Origin of the sequence: Pseudomonas fluorescens (assembly GCF_902497625.1) — a bacterium.
Lineage (GTDB): Bacteria > Pseudomonadota > Gammaproteobacteria > Pseudomonadales > Pseudomonadaceae > Aquipseudomonas > Aquipseudomonas fluorescens_BQ.
On sequence record NZ_CABVGX010000011.1, the window covers coordinates 26869 to 50816 of the forward strand.

Here is a 23948-nt window from a genome sequence, read left to right on the forward strand (position 1 = left end):
ATTGGATTGTTCTGGGCACGATGAACCGATGCTCAGCTTGAGCTGGCCGCGATTACAAGAAAGGCTTTGAGTGGCACTGCCGATAGCTCGGAGCGCGAGATGCCATCCTTGGAAAAAACGACCAGCCTAGAATTTCATGGATGTCACAATATCCAGCACATAGAGCAACGTAAAGGCAAAGTGCCTTGACGCAGCACAAACCGCTGCGTTCTCGACGATTGGTCATTAGCCTGCCCACTACGCTTGTTGAGAGTATTGAAGCATATTCAAAGAGTTGATCTTGCGCGGTGGTAGGGGAGCGGAGATCAAATATCGTGTTGAGCACGAATACGCCTTCGCCTTTCGATCTGTCGGCCGACGGGGCTGCTAAAGGCGGCAGGGCCGCACGAAGATGATCTGATTCAGCAAGTAAACGTGGCAATTCTCGGCGGGCAAGTCGACTAGTTAGGCGGTGGCTCGGAGCACAAATCTGCAGCTTGCACCGTTATCGCTGACATCGCCGATCGAGTTTGATCAAGCAACCCTCCGACCGCTTATCGGGCAAGAATAGCGGCCCGGTAGGGTGGGAATCCGATATGGGACCGGCGGAGAATGGTTGATCTGGACCTTAATGGATCGCGCGGATATTTCAGGGATCTGGCCATTCCGGCTTTTGACGACTTCTGGTGTGTTTACCAGGCCGATAGGCCCCTCGATCGGCGCAACTTCTCACTGGTGTACAGGCGCTTGGTCGCTGCCAGCATGCTGCTGAACCACTTTCAGACAAGATCGCGGTAGTGCTCTTGGCCCAGTGTGAAAAAGGGCGAGGATCGTCTGAAGAAGTTGGAGCCACTCATCGAGGCCGTCTCGCCGGTTGCTTTGTTGCAAATAGATGCGTGCCGTCACTTTTCAAACGACCTGAAGCACGTAGCACACAAACTTCATTCTTTCGACTCAAGACCTCGCAATCCTGGCTATGACGACCCGGGCGAGCACGGTGTTTTCTGCTTTTTCGTCAAGTATCCAAACAAGCCCGATCCGGTTGATCTATGCATTGCTGCGGGCGATGCGTTCAATTTCTGGCGCGGTTACTGCTCTAACGAGTTCAGAGCTGTAGCTCTACACAAAGGATTGACTACGCTTCTGAGGATAGGCCAAGAGGTCCGCACCAACCAATGACCATCAGACAGGAAAGTTCATGGATGAAACGGCAACGCAAACTCTCGGAATACAGTATCGCCCGTGACCTAGGAGCGGCTTTGGCTCAGCGTCTGGTTATGGTTTGTATCCGTGATCTCCAGCGCATGCAGGGCTGCCTGTTGTCTGGTGATGACACGCCGCTGAGCAGCATCTGGGAAGAGATCTGTGTCCAGCAGCAGTGGGAGCTGTCTTTTTACTGGCGCGCCTACCAAGACACAATTACCGCCTGCGTCGAAGGCCGCATTGAGGGCTTGCATCCTTACGAGCTGGACGCTCTGTGGCTGCTGACTCGCGAAGGTGAGTTTTGGGATTGTGAACTGGAAGGTGAACGCGAATCCTACCCGGTGTTCCAAGGTGATGTGGTCGATTACATTCGGGACGAAATACTCGGTCGAGCTAACGACTGGAGCAATGAGCGGATTCGGCGCTATTTAGCGCGTCGTTATGAGATGGATTGAGAGTAATCGCCATCCGTGGCGTTTCGCTCAATCCAGGATCTCGCGACGGATCTTGTCCTGCTCCCGAAGCTCTTCGGCAAGTTCTCGCAACAGCGGCCTCATCCCGTCTGTCCAGGCATTGCGCGATGAAGCAACCTTAGGGTCGTACTAAGTACAAAGCAGCGGGCTATGGTCTGTGGTGTCATCCAAAAAAAGCGCAAAACCGAGTTCAGCAATAATGGCACAGGTGTCGACACATGGTGTCGACCGAACCCAGCCTTCCTTGATCTTAACGGCTCAGTCGTGGCCATCACCGTTCCTTTAGTAGTTAGTAATAACGCGTTGTATCGCTAATAAATGGTGCCTCAGCCACGGCTGAATATTGTAGATGTATGTGGCCTGGAAAAGTGCTTTCAGGCGTTGGCCAAGTCCCTGATCCTGAGGACTGTGGTCGTTGAGCAGTTGGCGTGCCTGGCTGTTGCGCGGATGCCAAGGCCGGCACCGAGCAATTCCGTAACGCGTTTGTGCAGATCGTCATCAATCGGCCGACCCTGATACTTACCTGCCGCTTTGGCCTTTTCGATACCCTGGGCCTGGCGCTCGCGGCGTTGCTCGTAATCCTTGCGGGCAATGGCGGCCATCATTTCCACCAGCATGGAGTTGATAGCGCCCAGCATTCGCCCGGTGAACTCGTCGCCCTTCGTGTCCTGCATTCCCTGGTGACTGGTCGGCAGATCGAGCGCGACGATGCGCAGGCCCTTGGAATCAATCGTGGCCTTGAGCTTCTGCCAATCCTCCACCGGCAAGCGGGAGAGCCGGTCTATCGACTCCACCAGCAACACGTCACCGTTGCGCGCATCTTTGAGCAGACGCAGCAACTCGGGCCGGTCTGCGGAGGCGCCGCTGGCATTCTCCAGATATACGCTCGCGATGACCTTGTTATGGTCGCTGGCGAACTGTTCAAGCGAGGCCTGGGCGCGGCTGGCGTCTTGCTCTTCGGTTGATGCTCGGAGATATGCGCGGATGAACATGATGTGCCTTCCGTATCAGTTAGGGTGTTCTACTAATACTGTTGCACTATGGGTGTCACTTATCAAGCGGAAAGGGCAAATAAATTTGAATATGCCCGTATCAGCTAAGGCATACCTATAACTGCCGTAGTCGCATGATGGCGCCTGTGATGTCTTGAGCATTCCGGTCCAGCGTTTCGATGGCCGCAATTGCGTTAGCGGCAACGCTCCCCACTCCATTCTCAGAAAGCCACTTGGTCACCTCCTCAATGGCTGCACATATGGCGTGCTGGTTGTGCAGGAGCAGTGTGAGTGCGTCTGCTGTGGCTATGTTGGCTTCAGAGTTATCTGACATGGGTATCGTCCTTGAGTAACTGGTGCGGGAAGACTAGCTGAACTCGCCGCTGGCTCGAGCCACTTCTCCAGATCCGCTGACGCCTAGGCAATTACACTGACTTGACCACCCATTTGCATTCGACCTAACCAGCCATCTGCGCCGGATTTGACCCGCCCCCTTAGCAAACATGACCGTCAGTGAACGACCCAAAGCGGCCGGCAAACCGAGCCAAGGTAAACGAGCGAGAGACTGCGAATAACGGCGCTTATGGTAAGCCGGGTCAAGATCCTATCGCGTGCCAGTGCGGGGCTCGCACTGGCACGCGTCCGACCGTTTATGTCGGACCCGACAGAGTCCGTAAGATTTGCCTGCCAAGTCGGGGCTATTCAGCGATTATCGGCTAACGCGGAAGCGACCACTCAACCGGCTCAAACGATCGGCAAATTGGCTGAGTTGCTGGCCATCGTTATTAAGCTTGTTTGCATCGCCGAACGTTTGCTCAGCCACTTTTTGCACACTGTGAAGATGCTGACTGACTTCTGCACTGGTCGCAGCCTGCTCGTGGGTGGCAGCGGCAATCAGCTCGTTCATTTGAGTAATGGCGCTGATGTCTTGCGCTACGGCGCCGAGCAGTTCTGCAGTTGCCTGACTGTCTCGCACGCAGCTGCGCGCACTGTCTCGACTTTCCTGCATGGCAGTCACTGCTTGACGGCTGCCTTGTTGCAGGCCGCTGATGATTTCTTGGATCTCAGCGGTGGACAACGCTGTTTTCTGCGCAAGATTACGTACCTCGTCAGCCACGACGGCAAAACCACGACCATGCTCGCCAGCACGTGCGGCTTCAATCGCTGCGTTTAGGGCCAGCAGGTTGGTTTGATCCGCAATTGAACGGATCACTTCCAGAACCTTGCCGATTTTCTCGGACTGCTCTGCCAGCGCCTGAACCTCGGTTTCAGTAACATCGATTTGTGTGGCTAGTTTGCCAATCTCGCTACGCACATGGTTGACCGAGCGGCTGCCCTCGGCAGCCTGTTGATTCGCGGTTCGAGCTGCCGTTGCGGCGCCATCGGCATGCCCAGCAACTTCGTCAATAGCGGTGCTCATCTGCAGCATGGCTGAGCTCATGCAGGTAATTTCGCTTTGCTGCTGCTCCGCACCGGAGCTTAGGTGGCCGGTGGTTTGCAGCAGACTGTCACCCATTTTTTTCAGGCTTTGGGTATGGTTAACCACTTCACCGACCAACTCATCTAAGGTGCTGAGAAATTGGTTAAAGCCTAGGCTAACTTTGCCTTGGGCAGTGCTGCGGCAAACGAGGTTTATTTCGTCATCATTCTCAATTAGCTTTTCGGCCGCTTGCATCAGCGCCGCGCTTTCAACGGCTTCCGCGTGGTTCTGCATCGCCAAGTAAATCAGGATGGCGCTTTCTGCAACGACGTACATTGCATGCAGAAAAATTATTGACCAACTGCCGCTCGGCAGTACAACCACGTCTACACCTTGTGCTTGCAATGCAAAGAAACTCAGGTGGTGCACTGCAATCACCAACGCTGCGACCAAAATCGGCAGCCAATCGCGGTAATACACTAAGAAGGCAAGTAACACAAAGATGCTGAAGTGCATCTCCATCATGCCGCCTGCCTGGTTGATGTGCAGGGCCGCCATCACCATATACGCCGCGCCCATCACGCAACGCAACAGGCGTTGGCCGCTAATGAGTTGGTTAAGTACGCTCATTACTACAGCCGTACCACCAGCGACCAGGAGCGCTTGACCCCAAGTACCATTCCAAAACGCGAGGCCGACCGAGTACACAAACATCAGCCACAGCACCCCCAGCATGACTCGGTCTGCTTTTTGGTAGTGCTCTTGAAGGGTGGGGGATAGGTCAGATGACATGGTGAGAGGCTCGAGAGGTTGTGCTGCAGTCGTGGTGAGTGCGGCAATCATATATTCGTAAATAGCGTTAGCTCGATTTAGGCGAGCGGCAACTGCTCACAATTGCTGTATCGGCAAGTTGAGTCTAGGGATGAGCATGAATTTGCGCATAACGCCATAGCGCGCTGCCGGTTCGTCGTCAATTGCTCGGCCAGTCGCAGAAGCAGCCTATGGCCATTGTGTTGACTGCGTTTACGGGTCTGCCAGCACTCAGGGCGTCTAGAATGGGCTCGATAATGCTGTTACTAGAGGTGCAGGTAGCGCCTTCACTGTAGGGGCCGAAATATGCCAGTTGGCCTGTTCGGTCCCAGATTGCCACAGCCGGGCTGGCGGGGATTTTGTAGCTGCCGCTCAAAGCCGGTAAGGTTTTCAGGGCGTTCAGGCCACCAGATAATTGGCCGTTGCTACCTGGGGTTTGTACCGCGTAGAAACTTACACCCTGTGGGCCGAAGCGCTTGATCAGCTCGGTCAGGTGTTGCTGGTTGCCTATATTGCACGGGCAGGATGGGTCCCAGAAATGTATCAGGCGGATCTGGCCTGGACCAGCAAGCTCATCAGGCAGGCGCAGCTGTTCACCGTAGAACAGCGCGGTCTGCTCACTGAAGCTGCGCAGGTAGCGCACTTCGTACCACCAGTAGGCAACTAGCATGGAGAGGCCCCAGAGCATAATCAGCAGGCTTGCTATGAGGGTTTTGCGATTCGGGCGGGTCATGGGCAGTCTTTGATTTTTAGATGTGCAACTTACCATAGCTAGGGCTTACCAGTCCGCGGCCAAAGCCACAGCCGTCGCTTTCCTCCTGAGTTATTCGACAACTCATCGGGCCTGACGGTAACGGTTTTACGATGTCGCGTGAGTCTGTCGCAGGTACTTTATGAACTGCGGCATGACATGCGACGATGTGGTACTAAGAAGGATGCGAGGTGAGCCCGATACGCTTGGTACCACCCTGTGCAATGCCGCAGCGAGATATGTGGGAGAGTTTATGTTTTTCACGACTGACCGGAAATGGCCGTTCGCTGCCGGTCGTATCTTCGGTGTGGCACCGGTCAATTCGGTTGAAAACAGCCGTCAACACCAAATCAATTAGATGATGATCGCCGCCCCGGTTGGCTATGCCGTTGACAGGCCGCTTGGTGATGGTCCACGCGCGCGCGTACTGCTCCGAAAACTATCAAATCCCCTCGCCAGTTAGGGCTTTCTAAATCATCAATTTTTTTGGCGACTGCTGAAAACACTTCAGTGGTTCTGTGAACGAACCACTTCAAGCTCCAGTTTCTCCTAGGTGGAGCAAGGAGTCATACGGGATGCTCCATGGCAGTGTGGTTAGTCGGGCCGACTGGGGTGATACACGCGCGTACTGCTTAAGAAACTATGAGATCTTCCTGCCTTTCATTGGCTCCAGAAATCACCATTCTCTTTGTGACGACTATTGAATGCAGCTCAATGGTTCTAAATTCGAACCACGTCAGGTTCCAGTTTTCTCCTAGGCGCTGATCAGTACGGCGGCGCCCAGGCACGCCGGAGCCGGTGCTATGTGGGTTCCCGACTACGATGGTGTTTTATCGTCGCTCTGACTCCATTCGTGTGTTGCCATGTTTCTGATGGGGAGTTTCTTTTAGGTGCACCTCAGGTGCAACACACAACTGGACAAAACGGAACGGACGAGTCTTGATTTCAAGGCTTAGGAAAGGTATTTTTCGTTGCACTTTGTCGGGACAACTCAAAGTGATACGCGTCAGCAAATCCAGGGCGGGTAAGCACTTGGTAATCGCCATCCGTGGCGTTTCGCTCAGTCTAGGATCTCGCGACGAATCTTGTCCTGCTCTCGCAGCTCTTCGGCCAGCTCTCGCAGCAACGGCCTCATTCCACCTGTCCAGGCATTGCGCGCCGCGGCGGCCTTACCCTCGGTGCTTCGTGGCCCGGTGCTTTGTTCCCAAGGTCGCCATTGCCGGATCAGCTCCGCCTGCCGCGCCCGTCGCTCGGGCGTCCAACCGTTCGCCATGCTCAACCTCCAATAGTTCGTTCTGCGCTTTTTTGGTTTTCCGCGTGCGCGCGGGCTTCTCTTGAATACCGTTATTGACCTGGACCTGATTGCCGATGTTCGCCTGCTTCACGAAAGCGACCTGCTTGGGGGTTTTAAGTTCGCCCAAGGTCTGCAAGGTCGCCCGGGCCTGGTTCTGAGCCTTAAGTGCGAGACGCATGTAGGACTCAAGCCCGCCCATGTTTTTAGACGACAGTGCACGACTCGCAAGATGCACGAATAGAGCATCCAGAGAGTGCGCTTGCGATACCAGCATGTCTTCTGCTCGGCTCATGTCGCCGCGGTTGATTGCAGTCGTCTGCCGACCCAGTTCGAGGACAGCCTCGAGGAACGACGTCTTGCCGAGCAGGTTACTGCTGACAAGCAATGCGGCGTTCTTGCACTCCGGAGTCAGGTAATTACGGGCATTGGCCCGTTCCTCATTCTCCTCAATGGCAAACTCCACTGACGGGGCATCGTTCATTCGCTCGTCTCCATCTGGGTGTTGTTATAACGCTGGCGCAGATCAACGCCAGCCGGACAGTAACGGCCGGTTGCCGCATGGCAGGCGCGGCAGCTCATCAGATGGTTGGTGTGTGCCGCATCGGCCTCTCGCCATGCCTGTGACGCCTTAGCTGCGGTGTGGATGATGTGCTGCGGCTTAACTTCCTCCACGGTGTGGATCTCGGCCGTTTGCTCAACCCGCTGCGGCCGGTTGATCCACGCCGGGCTAACGTGGATCGTGTCGGCCACCAGCACGACGTCCGCATCGGCCAGCTCGGCAAGGTCGTGCGGCTCCAAATGCCCCTCGTCCAGCAGTACAGCAGGATGGGTGCCGAGCAGACGCGCGACACGAGGCAGCCAGAGGCTCGACGGAGTAGGTTTAGACGATGGCGTGGCGAGTGTGCCGATTAGCGCCTTGACGATCTCCGCCTCGGAGAGAGGACGCTCGAAGCCTGGGACTGCAACTACCGCCAACAGGGTATCGCCGTGCTGCTGATGAGCCTTTTGTTTTGTAATAGCGGTGTCGATATCGCCGCATGCTTGCACCACGTACCCGTTGGCCAACACCAGCAGGTGCAACCAGCAAAGGGTCGGATCATTAGCCGCATTCAGTTCGGCAATGAGCTCGACGCGGTGCTTGCATACATAGAGTCGGTCGGCATCCGTGATGCGGTCAGCGGGGCGCAGGCGAAGTTTATCTCCGTTGAGCTCGGCGGTGAGGCCGGCCCGGAGCAGGTAGTCCAGGGCGGCCACGATCAAAACTCCTCAAAGTCGACTGCAGGCGACTTGGCATGCTGTCCGTTCTGTGTCCGGTTTTCGTCCGCTTCCCGTCCGGTTTGTCCGGTATTAACGATCTTCAGACTGTCCGTCCGGTCCGGTTCCATTAAGGACTGCAGGACAGGACGGACAAGAAATACATGTGCACCGTCGATTCGGATTTGCTGACGATCAGTCAGCGTGTTTTTGACATCGTGAAACCGCTGGCGAGAAATTTCGGCTTCTTCACACTTCGCTTTCCATGCGTCAAGTGTGATGAGTACCGGGTGATCCTCCCGGCCCTGGCTATTCAACCGTTGGGCGATCTCCGCGTGCATCTGCTCGAGCGTTTCCAGCGCAGCCTTTTGCTGCTTACCCAACTTTGCCAACACTGGCGCTGCTGGTGCTGTGTACCCAGTCAGACGCAGCGCGGCACCGCTGATCAGGCTGCCACTGTCGTCGCGCACTGATACTCCGACCAGTTCGAAGGCAAGTGAGGACGGCTCTTCTGCATCCTTCATCTTGCGCGGGATCAGTCGAACCAGGTTGTCTTCGTTGCTGCGGCTCACTTCGAATTCAGCATCTGCAGCACCTTTCAGTGCCGACGATCCGCGTGCGCCTCGCTCGCCATCCTTGCCGCTGTGGTGGACGATCAAGACAGTGGCCTTCCAGTGCCGACGCAGTGCGTCAACGTTGCGGATGAAATGCCCCACGTCAGTTGCGCTGTTTTCGTCGCCTCCGAAATTACGGGCCATGGTATCGATCACAATCAGCACCGGGGATTCGCCAGTAGCTTCGGCAATCTGCTTAACCGCTTCTGCTACTTTTGCAGCATTTGTTTCGCTGGACAGATCCGTAGGGGCCTCTGATACGAACAGCAGTTCCGGCAAGGCAGTGTCGTTATGCTGCGCCCATGCGTGAAGGCGCCGAGCGATACCGTTGTGACCTTCCCCTGCTATGTAAATTACAACTCCCGGTTTCACCAAATGGCCGTGGAACGGCATGCCGCTAGCAATACAGCAAGACAAGTCCAAAGCAACGAACGATTTCCCCTTACCGGGAGGGCCGTACATCACCGTGAGTGCGTCTTCCTCGATATAGCTTTCAACCAGCCAGGCAACAGGCTTGATTGGCATATGGCAGGCCGCTACAAAACGGAAGTCGGGAGTGCTGATCTGCTGCTGGCGCTGTGTTGCCCACTGGTTGTGGTAGAGATCTTTTGTTTTCGCACTCATGCTTTCAACTCCAAGCCTGCCAAGCGATCACGCGCCAGCTCGAAGCGATGGCGATCCTCTTCAGACAGTTCTGCACCTTGGGCGATTAGGGATTGGCCAATGAGGTGGACCATACGCTCACGCTCGATGGCAGCTCTGCTCGGACCCAGTCGACGTGGCTTGCTGCCGCAATCAGGGAACAGGTCGCGCAACTCCAGCTCGACGGAGGCGAGGATCTCGGTCACCGAACAGCCGACCCAGCACTTCACCAACAGCTTCCCGTCCTCGACCTCTGTGATATGCAGGCTGGGAGTCTTGTCATCATGTGCCGGGCAGCGAGCCGTCCACTTACCCGATTTCACTTGGCGAACTTTGTCGAGGAGTGGCAAAAGTTTGTCTGCAGGCTTCATTCAATTACTCCTCGGAGATGAAGTCGAAGCGCTGCAGGGCGTTACATGCGGACTTATTGGTGCTGGCAGCCTTTTTCACTTCGACTACCTCACGCATTTCAATGCGTTTGCGTACCCATTCCTGGACTTCAGACAGAACGAAACCCACGGGTGCGCCACGGGACTTACTGTCGCTCAGTTGAACGGGACGAGGAAACGTGGGGTCGTCTTTGAGGCGTTTGTAGATGGTCGGCCGAGCAAGGCCGGTAATGGCTGCCAGATCGGGCATCCGGATGATGGTGGTGCCGGAGTCGAACGGAAGGCTGGCCGCGCGGCTTGCTGCTTTGAGGGGTTGGGTGTTGTGCATATCTGTTTCCCGCCATTGATTGAGACGGGAGCAGACTGATGACTTAAACAGGCTAAAAAAATCCCCTCAACGTGCCGGATATGGGGATATCCGGCACGTAAAAGGGGTTATCCGATACGGTTAAGGGGTTTTACGGCGGCGACCTGCTAAACGGGCGTAGTGCGGTGCTATTGGTTTGATCCAGTCCGCCACGCGTCCTATGGCTGGAAGATCCGCAGTTCCCTCTCGCTTCAAAATATCCATGACTAGTTTGGCCATGTCCGTTACTCGATACTCCTGCCCGGTGTCGGCTTGCCATATTTGACTTGCGATGGTTTTGGCGCGTTCAACAATAATCGATTTCTTCCTATTGGCTTCCAAGAATGGACGCGCTTTCTTGAACTCGGATTCACTAGACCTGAAGATCAAATCTTCAACGGCGCGGACCCCTACCAAAATTATTGCTGTAGCGCTCCCCATGATCAATTCTTCACTTTCCGGGTGCTTCTCCAGCAGCAAGGTCAAGTTCACCAAGGAACGACCAAGCATCTCAGCGGTCTTTTCTCGATCCTCCCCAGACAGGTGCTCGGTCATACTCGCTGCGAAAAGCGCTAGATCCTCAATTTGGATGCGTTCGTTATTTTTTTTGATTTCCTCAAATCGTTCTGCGGCTAAATCATGGCTCTCTTTGACTGACCTATATGTTGGCGGTATGTATTCGTCTTTCAATCTCATCGCTTCCAGCGGCAACGCATTAATTTCGGCTGAAAGTGCTCGCGAGTACCCACGCTTCGCCCCCTCCCAAAGGGCCGCCGAATTGCACTATTCCTACGTTCTCGGAGCAATGCCGGAGGTCGACTGATTGGATGCGGTATATCCAAGCAGCGTTGTATTTAGTCTATATCTGTCTATGGGCCATAGGGAAGGTCGGCAATCAACGCACTATGCTTTTTTGTTGAACTGGCCTTGCACCACGTTGCCGGCGGCTAGCGTGTCCAAGTGGTCGGCGTACCACTGCATCATGGTCGTGCGTTGCTCAAGGTACTGGGCCTTGTTGTAGATGCCGGAGATGCCCTCCTCCTTGTGTGCCAGTTGCGCCTCAATGTGATCTTTTTGCCAGCCGTTTTCGCGCAATAGGGTGCTGGCAGTGTGGCGGGTGCCATGTCCGACCAAGCGACCTTTGTACCCAATCCCGGCGAATACTTTGTTGATCGTGTTTTCACTGATTGTCGGGTTTTTCGGTCCGACGCCGGGGAACAGCCAGCGGCTACGGCCTGTCACCCTGTGCAGTTCGCGTAGGGCATCGATCGCCTGGCTGGGCAGGGGGACCACATGATCCCGGCGCATCTTCATCTTGGCGGCGGGTGTCGTCCAAGTGGCGACATCAAAGTTTACTTCCGCCCACTCCGCCAGCCGCACCATTCCGGGCCGGGATGCTGTCCAGATGCAAAGCCATGCAGCGGTCTTGGCAGGCAGGCGGCTAGTTGTAGATTTCAATGCCCGGATGAACTCTGGCAGTTCGGGCTCCAGTAAGTGCGGGTGTTGCTGAGTCTTGGGGGCGGGTGCAGCAATATCGCGCAGCCTGCTGGCCGGATCGTTCTCCGTCAGCCCTAGGCCAATGGCCCGTCCAAATATCTGATTTATCCAAGTGCGACACTTCTCGGCAACGTTATGAGCGTTGCGCGCTTCGAGTGAGGCTTGCAGGGCGGCGCAGTCGGTGCGGGTGATTTCGTCCAACTGCATGTCACCCAGAGCAGGGAGTATGTCCTTCTCCAGATAGGTGCGGATCTTACTCAGGGTGGAGTCGGCCAGCCCTTTATCGACTTTGGCCTTAAGCCAGCCATCCGCCGCTACGCGGAATGTCCGGGTTTTGGCAGCTACAGTGGCAGCCTTGGTGGCGAGCTTTTGTTCCTGTGGGTCAATACCGTCGCTGATTAGTTTCCTCAGCTTGTCCGCTTCCTCGCCAGCGCGCTTAGCGCTCACTTCGGGATAACTGCCTAACCCCATCCACGCCCATTTACTTGCCGCGTTCTTGTATCGGAGCTGCCACGATTTACCGCCATTCGGTTTCACCCGAAAGTAAAGCCCGCGCTCATGTAGTTCTCGATATTCCTGTGTGTCTGGCTCAAGACTGCTCAGTACGGTATCAGCCAACGGGCGGCGCTTGATATCGGAACGCTTCATGATCTGTATCCCAGAGTTAGGGCTTTTTCTGAGGATACAAGGTGGGATACACGGAGGGAAGAGATAAGGTGAGATAGGGAGATACAGTCAGAAACAACAAAGCCCGCACTAGGCGGGCTTCGTGTGCTGTTTCGTGAACTGTCTGAGACAGCTAGAAACATATGGTTGGTGCCCCGAGGGAGACTCGAACTCCCACTCCTTTCGAAAACGGATTTTGAATCCGCCGCGTCTACCAATTCCGCCATCAGGGCTCAATGGCGGCGAAGTATAGAGATGAGATTACCGTCGGTCAATCAGGTACATAGAGAATTTTCACTATTTCGGCTAGACTTCCGGCCCCTGCTAGACGAACCCCATCATGCGCGTTGCTGACTTTACTTTCGAACTCCCTGATTCGCTGATTGCTCGCCACCCATTGGCCGAGCGTCGCAACAGTCGCCTGTTGACCCTGGATGGGGTCAGCGGCGCCCTGGCACACCGTCAATTCACTGATTTGCTGGAGCATTTGCGCTCGGGCGATTTGATGGTGTTCAACAATACCCGAGTGATTCCGGCGCGGCTGTTTGGCCAGAAGGCTTCCGGTGGCAAGCTGGAAATTCTGGTCGAGCGGGTGCTCGACAGTCATCGCGTGCTGGCCCATGTGCGGTCCAGCAAGTCGCCCAAGCCAGGGTCGAAGATCCTGATTGACGGCGGTGGCGAGGCCGAGATGCTGGCGCGCCATGATGCGTTGTTCGAACTGGGGTTTGCCGAAGAGGTGTTGCCGCTGCTCGATCGCGTCGGGCACATGCCGCTGCCTCCTTATATAGACCGCCCGGATGAAGGCTCGGATCGCGAGCGGTATCAAACCGTGTACGCCGAGCGCCTGGGTGCGGTGGCGGCGCCGACGGCGGGGCTGCATTTTGATCAGCCGCTGCTGGAGGCGATTGCCGCCAAGGGCGTCGAGACGGCGTTTGTCACGCTGCACGTGGGCGCGGGTACGTTCCAGCCGGTGCGCGTCGAGAAGCTCGAAGATCACCACATGCACACCGAATGGCTGGAAGTCGGCCAGGACGTGGTCGATGCCGTGGCCGCGTGCCGCGCTCGCGGTGGTCGCGTGGTGGCGGTGGGGACCACCAGCGTGCGTTCGCTGGAAAGCGCCGCTCGCGATGGCGTGCTCAAGCCGTTCAGTGGCGACACCGACATCTTTATCTATCCGGGCCGACCGTTTCATGTAGTCGACGCCCTGGTCACCAATTTCCATCTGCCCGAATCCACGCTGTTGATGCTGGTTTCGGCGTTCGCCGGTTATCCCGAAGCCATGGCCGCTTATAAAGCCGCCGTGGAGAATGAATACCGCTTTTTCAGCTACGGTGATGCGATGTTTATCACCCGTAATCCCGCACCGCGTGGCCCTGAGGACAAAGAATGAGTCGCCAAAGTCGTATGTCGTTTGAGTTGCTTGCTACTGACGGCAAGGCTCGTCGCGGTCGTTTGACCTTCCCGCGCGGTACCGTAGAGACCCCGGCGTTCATGCCGGTGGGCACCTACGGCACGGTCAAGGGCATGCTGCCCCGGGACATCACCGCCACTGGCGCGGAAATCATTCTGGGTAACACCTTCCACCTGTGGCTGCGCCCGGGCACCGAAGTCATCAAGAAGCACGGCGACCTGCACGATTTCATGCAGTGGAAACGCCCGATTCTGACCGACTCCGGCGGTTTTCAGGTTTTCAGCCTGGGCGCGATGCGCAAGATCAAGGAGGAGGGCGTGACCTTCGCCTCTCCGGTCGACGGCGCCAAAGTGTTCATGGGCCCGGAAGAGTCGATGCAGGTCCAGCGCGATCTGGGCTCGGACATCGTGATGATTTTCGACGAGTGCACGCCGTATCCGGCTGATGAAGACGTCGCGCGCATTTCCATGGAGTTGTCGCTGCGTTGGGCCAAGCGTTCGAAAGAAGCGCATGGCGACAACACGGCGGCGCTGTTCGGTATCGTTCAGGGCGGCATGCACCAGGATTTGCGCATGCGTTCGCTGGAAGGCCTCGACAACATCGGCTTCGATGGCCTGGCCATTGGCGGTCTGTCGGTGGGCGAACCCAAGCACGAAATGATCAAGGTGCTGGATTACCTGCCGGGCCAGATGCCCGCTGACAAACCTCGTTACCTTATGGGCGTTGGCAAACCGGAAGATCTGGTTGAGGGTGTGCGCCGCGGTGTGGACATGTTCGATTGCGTGATGCCAACCCGTAATGCCCGCAATGGGCATCTGTTCATTGATACAGGCGTGCTGAAGATCCGAAACGCGTTCCATCGCCATGATGATTCGCCGCTCGATCCGACCTGCGATTGCTACACCTGCCAGAACTTCTCCCGCGCTTATCTGCATCACCTGGACAAGTGCGGCGAAATGCTGGGTAGCATGTTGAATACCATCCACAATTTGCGCCATTACCAGGTGCTTATGGCTGGTTTGCGCGAGTCTATTCAACAGGGTACATTGGCCGCCTTTGTCGATGCCTTCTACGCCAAACGCGGACTTCCCGTTCCGCCTTTGGACTGAGTTTTCTGACCCCAAGATTCAACATTTGCAACTGGAGTGCTAAATGAGCTTTTTTATCTCTAATGCCATGGCTGACGCTGCTGCACCGGCTGCTGCCGGCCCAATGGGTGGCGGTTTTGAGTGGATTTTCCTGGTCGGCTTCCTGGTCATCTTCTACCTGATGATCTGGCGTCCACAGGCCAAGCGCGCCAAAGAGCAGAAGAACCTGCTGAGCAGCCTGCAGAAAGGCGACGAAGTTGTGACCACCGGCGGCATCGCCGGCAAGATCACCAAAGTGGCTGATGATTTCGTGGTTCTGGAAGTTTCCGACACCGTCGAAATGAAGTTCCAGAAAGGCGCCATCGCCGCCACGCTGCCAAAAGGCACGCTGAAAGCGATCTAAAGTTTCAACTTCTACTCAATCGACGGGGCGCGCAAGGCGCCCCGCGTCATAAGCGGGCGGCGTGATGCTGAACAAATACCCTCTGTGGAAATACATTCTGATCCTGGCAGTGCTGGCGGTCGGTCTGGTTTATTCCGCTCCCAATTTATACCCTGATGACCCGGCCATTCAGGTCAGCGGCGCGAGCACTGCGCTGCAGGTCAATCAGGCTGACCTGGACCGTGTGAGCGCAGCGCTCAAGGCGTCCGGGATCAACGTCAAGGCTGCCACGCTGGCAGAAGGCGGCAAGGGCGGGCTGATTCGCCTGACCAAGGCTGAAGACCAATTGCCAGCCAAGGATGTTGTGCGCAAGGCGTTGGGTGATGACTACGTCGTCGCGTTGAACCTGGCACAAACCACTCCGCAATGGCTGCGCAGCCTCGGCGCGCACCCGATGAAGCTGGGTCTGGACTTGTCCGGTGGTGTGCACTTCCTGCTGGAAGTGGACATGGACAAAGCCCTCGACGCACGCTTGAAAGTCTACGAAGGCGACGTCAAGAGCCTGTTGCGTAAAGAGAAGCTGCGCTATCGCAGCCTGCCGCAACTCGATGGTGCCGTTCAGCTGGGCTTCACCGACGAAGCAGCTCGCGAGCAAGCGCGTACGCTGATCCGCAAAAACTTCAACGATTTCGACATTGTTCCGGCTGACCTCAATGGCCAACCGGTGCTGCGTCTGGCGATGACCCCGGCCAAGCTGGCGGAAATCCGCGAATACTCCATCAAGCAGAACTTGACCACGGTACGTAACCGCGTCAACGAACTGGGTGTTGCCGAACCGATCGTTCAGCGTCAGGGTGCCAACCGCATCGTGGTTGAGCTGCCAGGCGTGCAGGACACTGCAGAAGCCAAGCGTATTCTCGGCAAGACGGCCAACCTCGAGTTCCGTCTGGCGGCAGAGCCGGGCGCTTCGAAAGCCACTTCCGAAAGCTTCGAGTTCCGCGAAGGCGGTCGCCCTGCGGCGCAGATCGAGCGTGGCCTGATCATCACTGGTGACCAGGTAACGGACGCCAAGGCCGGCTTCGGCGAGCAAGGCACGCCAGAAGTGAACATCCGTCTGGATGGTCACGGTGGCGAGCTGATGAGTCGTGCCACCCGCAATAACGTCGGTCGCAGCATGGCGGTGATCTTCATCGAGCAGCGCCCGGTGACGACTTACGTCAAGCAAGTGGTTGATGGCGTCGAGAAAGACGTTGCGGTGCAGACGTTCAAGGAAGAGAAAAAGATCATCAGCCTGGCGACCATCCAGTCGCCGCTCGGTGCCCAGTTCCGCATCACTGGCCTGAACGGTCAGGGCGAATCGTCCGAACTGGCGCTGCTGTTGCGTGCCGGTGGTCTGGCGGCGCCAATGTACTTCGCTGAAGAGCGCACCATTGGCCCGAGCCTGGGTGCCGACAACATCACCAAAGGTATCGATGCGTCGCTGTGGGGCATGCTGTTCGTCTCGCTGTTCATCATCGCCATCTACCGCTTCTTCGGCATCATCGCCACCGTCGCACTGGCGGTGAACATGGTGCTGCTGCTGGCCCTGATGTCGCTGCTGGGGGCAACGCTGACCCTGCCGGGTATCGCCGGTATCGTCCTGACCATGGGTATGGCGGTCGACGCCAACGTGCTGATCTTCTCGCGGATTCGTGAAGAGATCGCGGCGGGCATGACCATCCAGCGTGCAATCAACGAAGGCTTCGGCCGGGCATTCACCGCGATTCTCGACTCCAACCTGACCACATTGCTGGTCGGCGGGATTCTCTTTGCCATGGGCACTGGCCCGGTCAAAGGTTTTGCGGTGACCATGTCCCTGGGTATCTTTACCTCGATGTTCACGGCCATTCTGGTGACCCGCGCTATGGTCAACCTGATCTTCGGCGGTCGTGACTTCAAGAAGCTGTGGATTTAAGGGGCTGCCATGTTACGTACAATCAACTTTATGGGCGTTCGCAACGTTGCGTTCGGCATCACCGTGCTCCTTACCCTGTTGGCGTTGTTCAGCTGGTTCAGCAAGGGTTTGAACTACGGCCTGGACTTCACCGGCGGTACGCTCATCGAGCTGACCTACGAGCGTCCGGCCGATGTCACCAAGGTGCGTGAGCAACTGGTGGCTTCAGGTTATCAGGACGCCGTGGTGCAGAACTTCGGCGCCACCACCGATTTGCTGGTGCGCATGCCGGGTGAGGATCCGCAACTGGGTCATCAGGTGGCTGAAGCGCTGCAAAAGGTCGGCGGCGACAACCCGGCCGTGGTCAAGCGCGTAGAATTCGTCGGCCCGCAGGTCGGTGAAGAGCTGCGGGACCAGGGCGGCCTGGGCATGCTGATGGCGCTGGGCGGGATCATGATCTACCTCGCTTTCCGCTTTCAATGGAAGTTCGCGGTCGGTGCCATTGTCTCGCTGATCCACGACGTGGTGGTGACGCTGGGTATTCTGTCGTTCTTCCAGATCACCTTTGACCTGACGGTGCTCGCAGCGGTACTGGCGATCATAGGTTACTCGCTCAACGACACCATCGTCGTGTTCGACCGGGTGCGTGAGAACTTCCGCGTGCTGCGCAAGGCTTCGCTGATCGAGAACATCAATATCTCGACCACGCAGACCCTGCTGCGGACCATGGCGACATCGATCTCCACATTGCTGGCGATCGCGGCGCTGTTGTTCTTCGGTGGCGACAACCTGTTCGGTTTCTCGCTGGCGTTGTTCATCGGTGTTCTGGCGGGTACCTACTCGTCGATCTACATCGCCAACGTGGTGTTGATCTGGCTGAACCTGAGCACCGAGGATCTGATTCCTCCGGTGGTTGCCGATCAGGAAGTTGACGACCGCCCATAACGGCGATTGTCTTCCAGCTGTCGGCCGAAAAGGCGCGAGTGTTGAACTCGCGCCTTTTTTTATGCTCCAAGGCTGGGAGAAGCGCGGGCTATCCCGCACGTGATGGTCAGGAGGTTCATGTGAACAAGTCGTTGCTGGTTGGTGCGGTATTGGGTGCTGTCGGTGTGACTGCCGGGGGTGCTGTTGCCACCTACAGCCTGGTTAATAGCGGCCCTGAGTATGCGCAAGTCTTAGCTGTTGACCCGGTCAAGAAACAGATCAAGACGCCACGTGAAGTGTGCAAGGACGTAGCGGTGACCCGCCAGGCACCGGTCAAAGATCAACACCAGATTCTCGGCACCGCGATTGGCGCGGTTGCGGGTGGTTTGCTGGGTAATCAGGTCGGCGGCGGCACGGGCAAGAAAATTGCCACGGTGGCGGGCGCAGTCGGCGGTGGTTATGCGGGCAACAAGGTGCAGGAAGGTATGCAGAATCGCGACACCTACACCACGACCCAGACTCGCTGCAACACGGTGAATGACATCAGCGACAAGATTGTCGGCTACGACGTTCGTTATTCACTGGATGGCAAGGAAGGCAAAGTGCGGATGGATCGCGAGCCGGGTGACAAGATTCCGGTCGACAAAGAAGGCAAGTTGATCCTGTCGCAGAACGAGCCGGCGCAGTAAGCCTCGATTCAAGGCATATAAAGAAGCACCCTGCGGGGTGCTTTTTTGTGTCCACGATTTAAGCGACACAGCAAAACCCCTGTAGGAGTGAGCCTGCTCGCGATAGCAATCCATCATTCAAAATAGGTGGTGACTGCTACATCGCTATCGCGAGCAGGCTCACTCCTACATGGGGTTTGTGGTGAGGCAGGGGTAAATCCCAGGCACAAAAAAGCACCCCTAAGGGTGCTTTTTTGTGCCCGCAAACTTAGCGTTTCAGCGAGGCCGGCAGGTGCGGCTGGATCGCCGTCAGTACTGCTTTGAAGCACTTGGTGTTGCCGGCAACGATGTGGCCTTTCTCAAGGAAATCGTGACCGCCGGTGAAGTCGCTGACCAAACCGCCCGCTTCCTGGATCAGCAGGGCGCCTGCAGCCATGTCCCACTCGGAAAGGCCCGACTCCCAGAACGCATCGAAACGACCGGCTGCAACGTAAGCCAGGTCCAGGCTCGCCGAGCCGGCGCGACGGATGCCGGCGGTCTGGCCAACCAGAGCGCGGAACATGCCCAGGTAATTGTCGAGGTTGTCCATCTGGTCGTCACGGAACGGGAAGCCGGTACCCAGCAGGGCGCCGTCAAGGCTGGTGCGACCGCTGACACGCAGACGACGACCGTTCAGTTGAGCGCCGCGACCACGGCTGGCGGTGAATTCTTCCTGGCGAACCGGGTCCAGAACAACAGCGTGTTCCAGGCGACCGCGGTATTTGCAGGCAATGCTGACAGCGAAGTGAGGAATGCCGCGCAGGAAGTTGGTGGTGCCGTCCAGTGGGTCGATGATCCACAGGTATTCTTCGCCTTCGATCCCGGTGCCGGCGTGCATGCCGGTTTCTTCACCCATGATCGAGTGATTCGGGTAAGCCTTGCGCAGCGCGTCGATGATTTTCTGTTCAGCAGCGCGATCAACCTCGGATACGTAATCCTTGGCGTCTTTTTCGTCGACCTTGATGGTATCCAGGCGCTCGATGGAGCGGAAGATCAATTCACTGGCGCTGCGGGCGGCGCGCAGCGCGATATTCAGCATGGGCTGCATGGATGTGTCACCTAAGGTTGTTAAAGAAAGCCGGGCATTCTACTCAGAAAGTTTCTGCAGGTGAAGGACGGTGTTCGCTTTCGTAGCTTAACGGTAGTTGGCGCTGTAAGATTCTGCTCCCCTTTATTGTGTTCGAGAGCGCCTCCCTTGCTGCATAACATTCGTGTCGTCCTGGTCAATACCAGTCATCCCGGGAATATCGGCGGGGCTGCGCGTGCCATGAAGAACATGGGCCTGACGCGGCTGGTGCTGGTCGAGCCGCGGTTGTTCCCGCACCACGAGGCCGATGCGCGAGCCTCGGGCGCCGGCGACATCCTTGAAAACGCTCAAGTCGTCGCCACCTTGGAAGATGCCTTGGTTGGCTGCAACCTGGTGCTCGGCACCAGCGCCCGTGACCGCCGCATTCCCTGGCCGCTGCTTGATCCCCGCGAGTGCGGAACGAAAGTGGTCGAGGAAGCTGCGCAAGGCGCCGAAATTGCCCTGGTGTTCGGTCGTGAAGATTCCGGCCTGACCAACGAAGAGCTGCAGCGATGTCATTACCACGTGCACATCCCCTCAGACCCTGAATTCAGCTCGCTGAACCTCGGGGCCGCGGTGCAGGTGTTGAGTTATGAAGTGCGCATGGCCTGGCTCGCGGCCCAAGGCCAGCCGAGCAAGGTCGAGAAGGAAGAAGTGGCTTCGACCAAGAGTGCTGAACTGGCGACCATGGATGAGCTGGAGCGATTCTATGAGCACCTGGAGCAGACCCTGGTGGCCATCGAATTCCTTGACCCGGAGAAACCACGGCACTTGATGGCGCGCCTGCGCCGGTTGTACGGACGAAGCTCGGTCAGCCGGGCGGAGATGAACATATTGCGTGGCATCCTCACGGAAACCCAGAAAGCGGCCCGTGGCGAGCTTCTAAAGCGGAAGGATTAATGATGTTCGAGCGTTTGCGTGAAGATATCCAAAGCGTATTCCACCGAGACCCGGCGGCGCGTAACGCTTTTGAAGTGTTGACCTGCTACCCCGGCATGCACGCCATCTGGATCCATCGTTTGTCGTCGTTGCTGTGGCGCACGGATCTGAAATGGCTGGCGCGGCTGGTGTCGAACTTCGGTCGCTGGTTGACCGGAATCGAGATCCATCCGGGCGCTAAAGTGGGTCGGCGGTTCTTTATCGATCACGGCATGGGCATTGTTATCGGGGAAACCGCTGAGATCGGCGACGACGTCACGCTTTATCAGGGTGTGACGCTGGGCGGCACCAGCTGGAACAAAGGCAAGCGTCACCCGACCCTGGAAGATGGCGTGGTGGTGGGTGCCGGCGCGAAAGTGCTTGGCCCGTTTACGGTGGGTGCGGGCGCGAAGGTTGGCTCCAACGCAGTGGTGACCAAGGCTGTGCCTGCCGGTGCGACTGTGGTCGGTATTCCGGGGCGGATTATCGTCAAACCTGATGAAGAGCAGGACGCCCGACGCAAAGCCATGGCCGAGAAGATCGGTTTCGATGCCTATGGCGTTGGCGAGGACATGCCGGATCCGGTGGCTCGCGCCATCAATCAACTGCTCGATCATTTGCAGGCAGTTGACGGGCGTCTGGAAGGCATGTGCGGCGCGCTGAAGGACCTGGGCAGCAATTACTGTGCAAAAGATCTGCCTGAGCTGCGCGAAGAAGACTTCGCCTGCGTCAAGGACAAAGACCAGAGTCAGGCCAGCTGACCGCACGCGCTGTAGCAGCTGCCGAGGCACGAGGCTGCGTCCGAGTGCGAAGCGCTCGCAATTGCGCTGGCAGCTCATTCTGGATGACCGCACGCTGGATTGATGACTGTTTCGCGGCCGGACGCAGCCTCGTGCCTCGGCAGCTGCTACAGGCCTTGTTTCGCGGTCGAACGCAGCCTCGTGCCTCGGCAGCTGCTACAGGGCTCGTTTCGCGGCCGAACGCAGCCTCGTGCCTCGGCAGCTGCTATAGGGCTCGTTTCGCGGCCGGACGCAGCCTCGTGCCTCGGCAGCTGCTACAGGGCTCGTTTCACGGCCGAACGCAGCCTCGTGCCTCGGCAGCTGCTACAGGGCTCGTTTCGCGGCCGGACGCAGCCTCGTGCCTCGGCAGCTGCTACAGGGCTCGTTTCACGGGCGAACGCAGCCTCGTGCCTCGGCAGCTGCTACAGGAGGGATGCGGGGCGCAGGTGTGCCATTGCGCCGCAGATCCTGCTATGATGCGGCCGCTCTTTTGCGGGTAATCCTGACTAAAGTACTAGGTCTTATAGTTGACTTAAATACTCGGGAATTGCATACTCGCCCCATTCCGAACTCCGTGGTAATTGTCCATGCGACTGACTACAAAAGGCCGATACGCCGTGACCGCCATGCTCGATCTGGCGTTGCACGCGCAGCACGGGCCGGTGTCCCTGGCCGATATCTCCGAGCGCCAAGGCATCTCCCTGTCCTACCTCGAGCAGCTGTTCGCCAAATTGCGCCGCAGCAACCTGGTCTCCAGCGTTCGTGGTCCGGGTGGCGGCTACCAGCTGTCGCGCGACATGCAGGGCATCCAGGTGGCTCAGGTGATCGACGCGGTCAACGAATCGGTCGATGCCACCAAGTGCCAGGGCCAGGGCGATTGCCATCAAGGCGACACCTGCCTGACTCACCATTTGTGGTGCGACCTGAGCCTGCAGATTCACGAATTTCTGAGCGGTATCAGCTTGGCTGATCTTGTCACTCGCCGTGAGGTACAAGAAGTAGCCCAGCGTCAGGACCAGCGTCGTTGCAATAGCAAGACGCCGCGCCTGGACAAGATTGAAGCGTCCGCCGTCGAATGACAGCCAAAGAGCCAAGCGGCGCGCCAGCCAGCCTGATTTAGGAGAGAGTCCATGAAATTGCCGATTTACCTTGATTACTCTGCGACCACCCCGGTTGATCCGCGTGTTGCGCAAAAAATGAGTGAATGCCTGCTGGTCGACGGAAACTTCGGTAACCCGGCGTCCCGCTCCCACGTATTCGGCTGGAAGGCTGAAGAGTCCGTCGAAAACGCCCGTCGTCAGGTCGCCGATCTGGTCAACGCCGACCCGCGTGAAATCGTCTGGACCTCCGGTGCCACCGAGTCCGACAACCTGGCAATCAAGGGTGCGGCGCATTTCTACGCCACCAAAGGCAAGCACCTGATCACCACCAAGATTGAGCACAAGGCTGTCCTTGACACCATGCGCCAACTGGAGCGTGAAGGCTTCGAAGTGACTTACCTCGAGCCGCGCACCGACGGTCTGGTCACGCCAGAGATGATCGAAGCAGCCATGCGTGACGACACCATTCTGGTTTCGGCCATGCACGTGAACAACGAAATCGGCACCATCAACGACATCCAGGCGATCGGCGAACTGTGCCGCTCCAAGGGCGTTCTGTTCCACGTCGACGCCGCTCAGTCCACTGGCAAGGTCGAAATCGATCTGCAGAAGCTGAAAGTCGACATGATGTCGTTCTCTGCCCACAAAACCTACGGCCCTAAAGGCATTGGCGCACTGTACGTCAGCCGCAAGCCGCGTGTGCGCATCGAAGCGACCATGCACGGCGGCGGTCACGAGCGCGGCATGCGTTCCGGCACCCTGGCCACTCACCAGATCGTCGGCATGGGTGAAGCGTTCCGTGTGGCCAAGGAAGACATGGCTGCCGAAAACGTGCGCATCAAAGCCTTGAGCGACCGTTTCTTCAAACAGGTTGAAGGCCTCGAAGAACTGTACGTCAACGGCAGCATGACCGCCCGCGTTCCGCACAACCTGAACCTGAGCTTCAACTATGTTGAAGGCGAGTCGCTGATCATGGCGCTCAAGGATTTGGCCGTGTCGTCCGGTTCGGCCTGCACCTCGGCGTCGCTTGAGCCTTCGTACGTACTGCGCGCCCTGGGCCGCAACGACGAACTCGCGCACAGCTCGATCCGCTTCACCTTCGGCCGTTTCACCACCGAAGAAGAAATCGATTACGCCGCGCAGAAAGTCTGCGAGGCCGTCACCAAGCTGCGCACCTTGTCGCCGCTGTGGGACATGTACAAAGACGGTGTCGACATTTCGAAAATCGAGTGGGCGGCACACTAATTAAGTCGCCGTTGGCAGGCGCTGTAAAAACGTCGCGAGCGCGATGGTTTTTACAGGGTCTGAAG

22 protein-coding genes, 1 tRNA gene and 1 pseudogene are annotated in these 23948 nt (G+C 57.4%); 11 read left to right on the forward strand and 13 right to left on the reverse strand.

Annotated elements, in window-relative coordinates:
* Positions 1–1181 precede the first annotated feature (1181 nt).
* Entirely contained in the window at positions 1182–1637 is a 456-nt protein-coding gene (locus F8N12_RS09235; RefSeq protein WP_150580189.1) for a hypothetical protein, read from the forward strand.
* 392 nt (positions 1638–2029) lie between these two features.
* On the opposite strand, the gene F8N12_RS09240 is transcribed toward F8N12_RS09235, so the two are convergent.
* The 12 genes and pseudogenes from F8N12_RS09240 to F8N12_RS09295 form a co-directional block, all read right to left on the reverse strand.
* Positions 2030–2647, reverse strand: a complete 618-nt coding sequence (locus F8N12_RS09240) for a recombinase family protein (RefSeq protein WP_150580190.1) — start codon at positions 2645–2647, stop codon at positions 2030–2032.
* Positions 2648–2762: 115 nt separating this feature from the next.
* Positions 2763–2981: a hypothetical protein gene (locus F8N12_RS27815; protein ID WP_150580191.1), complete on the reverse strand. Its 219-nt coding sequence runs from the start codon at positions 2979–2981 to the stop codon at positions 2763–2765.
* 375 nt (positions 2982–3356) lie between these two features.
* Entirely contained in the window at positions 3357–4859 is a 1503-nt protein-coding gene (locus F8N12_RS09250) for a methyl-accepting chemotaxis protein (RefSeq protein WP_150580192.1), read from the reverse strand.
* A gap of 178 nt (positions 4860–5037) precedes the next feature.
* The gene (locus F8N12_RS09255; protein ID WP_150580193.1) at positions 5038–5610 is read right to left on the reverse strand and encodes a DUF6436 domain-containing protein; all 573 of its coding nucleotides are present in this window, start codon (positions 5608–5610) and stop codon (positions 5038–5040) included.
* 1187 nt (positions 5611–6797) lie between these two features.
* The gene (locus tag F8N12_RS27820; RefSeq protein WP_224787685.1) at positions 6798–7403 is read right to left on the reverse strand and encodes a hypothetical protein; all 606 of its coding nucleotides are present in this window, start codon (positions 7401–7403) and stop codon (positions 6798–6800) included.
* Positions 7400–8176 carry a hypothetical protein gene (locus tag F8N12_RS27825; protein WP_224787686.1) on the reverse strand — a complete coding sequence of 259 codons (777 nt, stop codon included), beginning with the start codon at positions 8174–8176 and terminating at the stop codon, positions 7400–7402. The genes F8N12_RS27820 and F8N12_RS27825 overlap by 4 nt, the downstream gene beginning before the upstream one ends.
* A gap of 2 nt (positions 8177–8178) precedes the next feature.
* Complete coding sequence (locus tag F8N12_RS09270; RefSeq protein ID WP_150580194.1) at positions 8179–9414, reverse strand: AAA family ATPase; 1236 nt, start codon at positions 9412–9414, stop codon at positions 8179–8181.
* On the reverse strand, positions 9411–9803 hold the full coding sequence (locus F8N12_RS09275; RefSeq protein WP_150580195.1) for a virulence-associated protein E: 393 nt from the start codon (positions 9801–9803) through the stop codon (positions 9411–9413). The genes F8N12_RS09270 and F8N12_RS09275 overlap by 4 nt, the downstream gene beginning before the upstream one ends.
* Positions 9804–9894: 91 nt before the next feature.
* Positions 9895–10071, reverse strand: a pseudogene (locus tag F8N12_RS27830) (helix-turn-helix transcriptional regulator); the annotation flags it as partial.
* A gap of 198 nt (positions 10072–10269) precedes the next feature.
* Complete coding sequence (locus F8N12_RS09285; RefSeq protein ID WP_150580196.1) at positions 10270–10857, reverse strand: hypothetical protein; 588 nt, start codon at positions 10855–10857, stop codon at positions 10270–10272.
* 213 nt (positions 10858–11070) lie between these two features.
* Positions 11071–12312, reverse strand: coding sequence for a tyrosine-type recombinase/integrase (locus tag F8N12_RS09290; RefSeq protein ID WP_150580197.1), 1242 nt, complete (start codon positions 12310–12312; stop codon positions 11071–11073).
* A 166-nt stretch (positions 12313–12478) separates the two neighbouring features.
* Positions 12479–12563, reverse strand: a tRNA-Leu gene (locus F8N12_RS09295).
* A gap of 107 nt (positions 12564–12670) precedes the next feature.
* On the opposite strand from F8N12_RS09295, the gene queA reads away from it, so the two are divergent.
* From queA to F8N12_RS09325, 6 genes are all read left to right on the forward strand, one after another.
* Positions 12671–13720, forward strand: a complete 1050-nt coding sequence (gene queA / locus F8N12_RS09300; RefSeq protein WP_150580198.1) for a tRNA preQ1(34) S-adenosylmethionine ribosyltransferase-isomerase QueA — start codon at positions 12671–12673, stop codon at positions 13718–13720.
* Positions 13721–13734: 14 nt separating this feature from the next.
* On the forward strand, positions 13735–14850 hold the full coding sequence (gene tgt, locus F8N12_RS09305) for a tRNA guanosine(34) transglycosylase Tgt (protein WP_191623143.1): 1116 nt from the start codon (positions 13735–13737) through the stop codon (positions 14848–14850).
* A 43-nt stretch (positions 14851–14893) separates the two neighbouring features.
* Positions 14894–15232 carry a preprotein translocase subunit YajC gene (gene yajC, locus F8N12_RS09310; protein WP_007916913.1) on the forward strand — a complete coding sequence of 113 codons (339 nt, stop codon included), beginning with the start codon at positions 14894–14896 and terminating at the stop codon, positions 15230–15232.
* 64 nt (positions 15233–15296) lie between these two features.
* On the forward strand, positions 15297–17165 hold the full coding sequence (secD, locus tag F8N12_RS09315) for a protein translocase subunit SecD (protein ID WP_150580200.1): 1869 nt from the start codon (positions 15297–15299) through the stop codon (positions 17163–17165).
* Positions 17166–17174: 9 nt separating this feature from the next.
* Positions 17175–18089 (forward strand): protein translocase subunit SecF, encoded by a 915-nt coding sequence (gene secF / locus F8N12_RS09320; RefSeq protein WP_150580201.1) that lies wholly within the window; start codon positions 17175–17177, stop codon positions 18087–18089.
* Positions 18090–18208: 119 nt separating this feature from the next.
* Positions 18209–18757 carry a glycine zipper 2TM domain-containing protein gene (locus F8N12_RS09325; protein WP_150580202.1) on the forward strand — a complete coding sequence of 183 codons (549 nt, stop codon included), beginning with the start codon at positions 18209–18211 and terminating at the stop codon, positions 18755–18757.
* 247 nt (positions 18758–19004) lie between these two features.
* Here F8N12_RS09325 and suhB read toward each other — a convergent pair whose 3' ends face one another.
* Positions 19005–19823, reverse strand: a complete 819-nt coding sequence (suhB, locus tag F8N12_RS09330) for an inositol-phosphate phosphatase (protein WP_008014726.1) — start codon at positions 19821–19823, stop codon at positions 19005–19007.
* Positions 19824–19970: 147 nt separating this feature from the next.
* On the opposite strand from suhB, the gene trmJ reads away from it, so the two are divergent.
* The 4 genes from trmJ (at position 19971) to F8N12_RS09350 (ending at position 23883) form a co-directional block, all read left to right on the forward strand.
* Entirely contained in the window at positions 19971–20741 is a 771-nt protein-coding gene (gene trmJ, locus F8N12_RS09335; RefSeq protein ID WP_150580203.1) for a tRNA (cytosine(32)/uridine(32)-2'-O)-methyltransferase TrmJ, read from the forward strand.
* 2 nt (positions 20742–20743) lie between these two features.
* On the forward strand, positions 20744–21520 hold the full coding sequence (gene cysE, locus F8N12_RS09340) for a serine O-acetyltransferase (protein WP_150580204.1): 777 nt from the start codon (positions 20744–20746) through the stop codon (positions 21518–21520).
* Positions 21521–22125: 605 nt separating this feature from the next.
* Positions 22126–22617, forward strand: coding sequence for a Fe-S cluster assembly transcriptional regulator IscR (gene iscR / locus F8N12_RS09345; RefSeq protein ID WP_008042436.1), 492 nt, complete (start codon positions 22126–22128; stop codon positions 22615–22617).
* 51 nt (positions 22618–22668) lie between these two features.
* Positions 22669–23883, forward strand: coding sequence for an IscS subfamily cysteine desulfurase (locus F8N12_RS09350; protein ID WP_150580205.1), 1215 nt, complete (start codon positions 22669–22671; stop codon positions 23881–23883).
* The last annotated feature ends 65 nt before the right edge of the window (positions 23884–23948 follow it).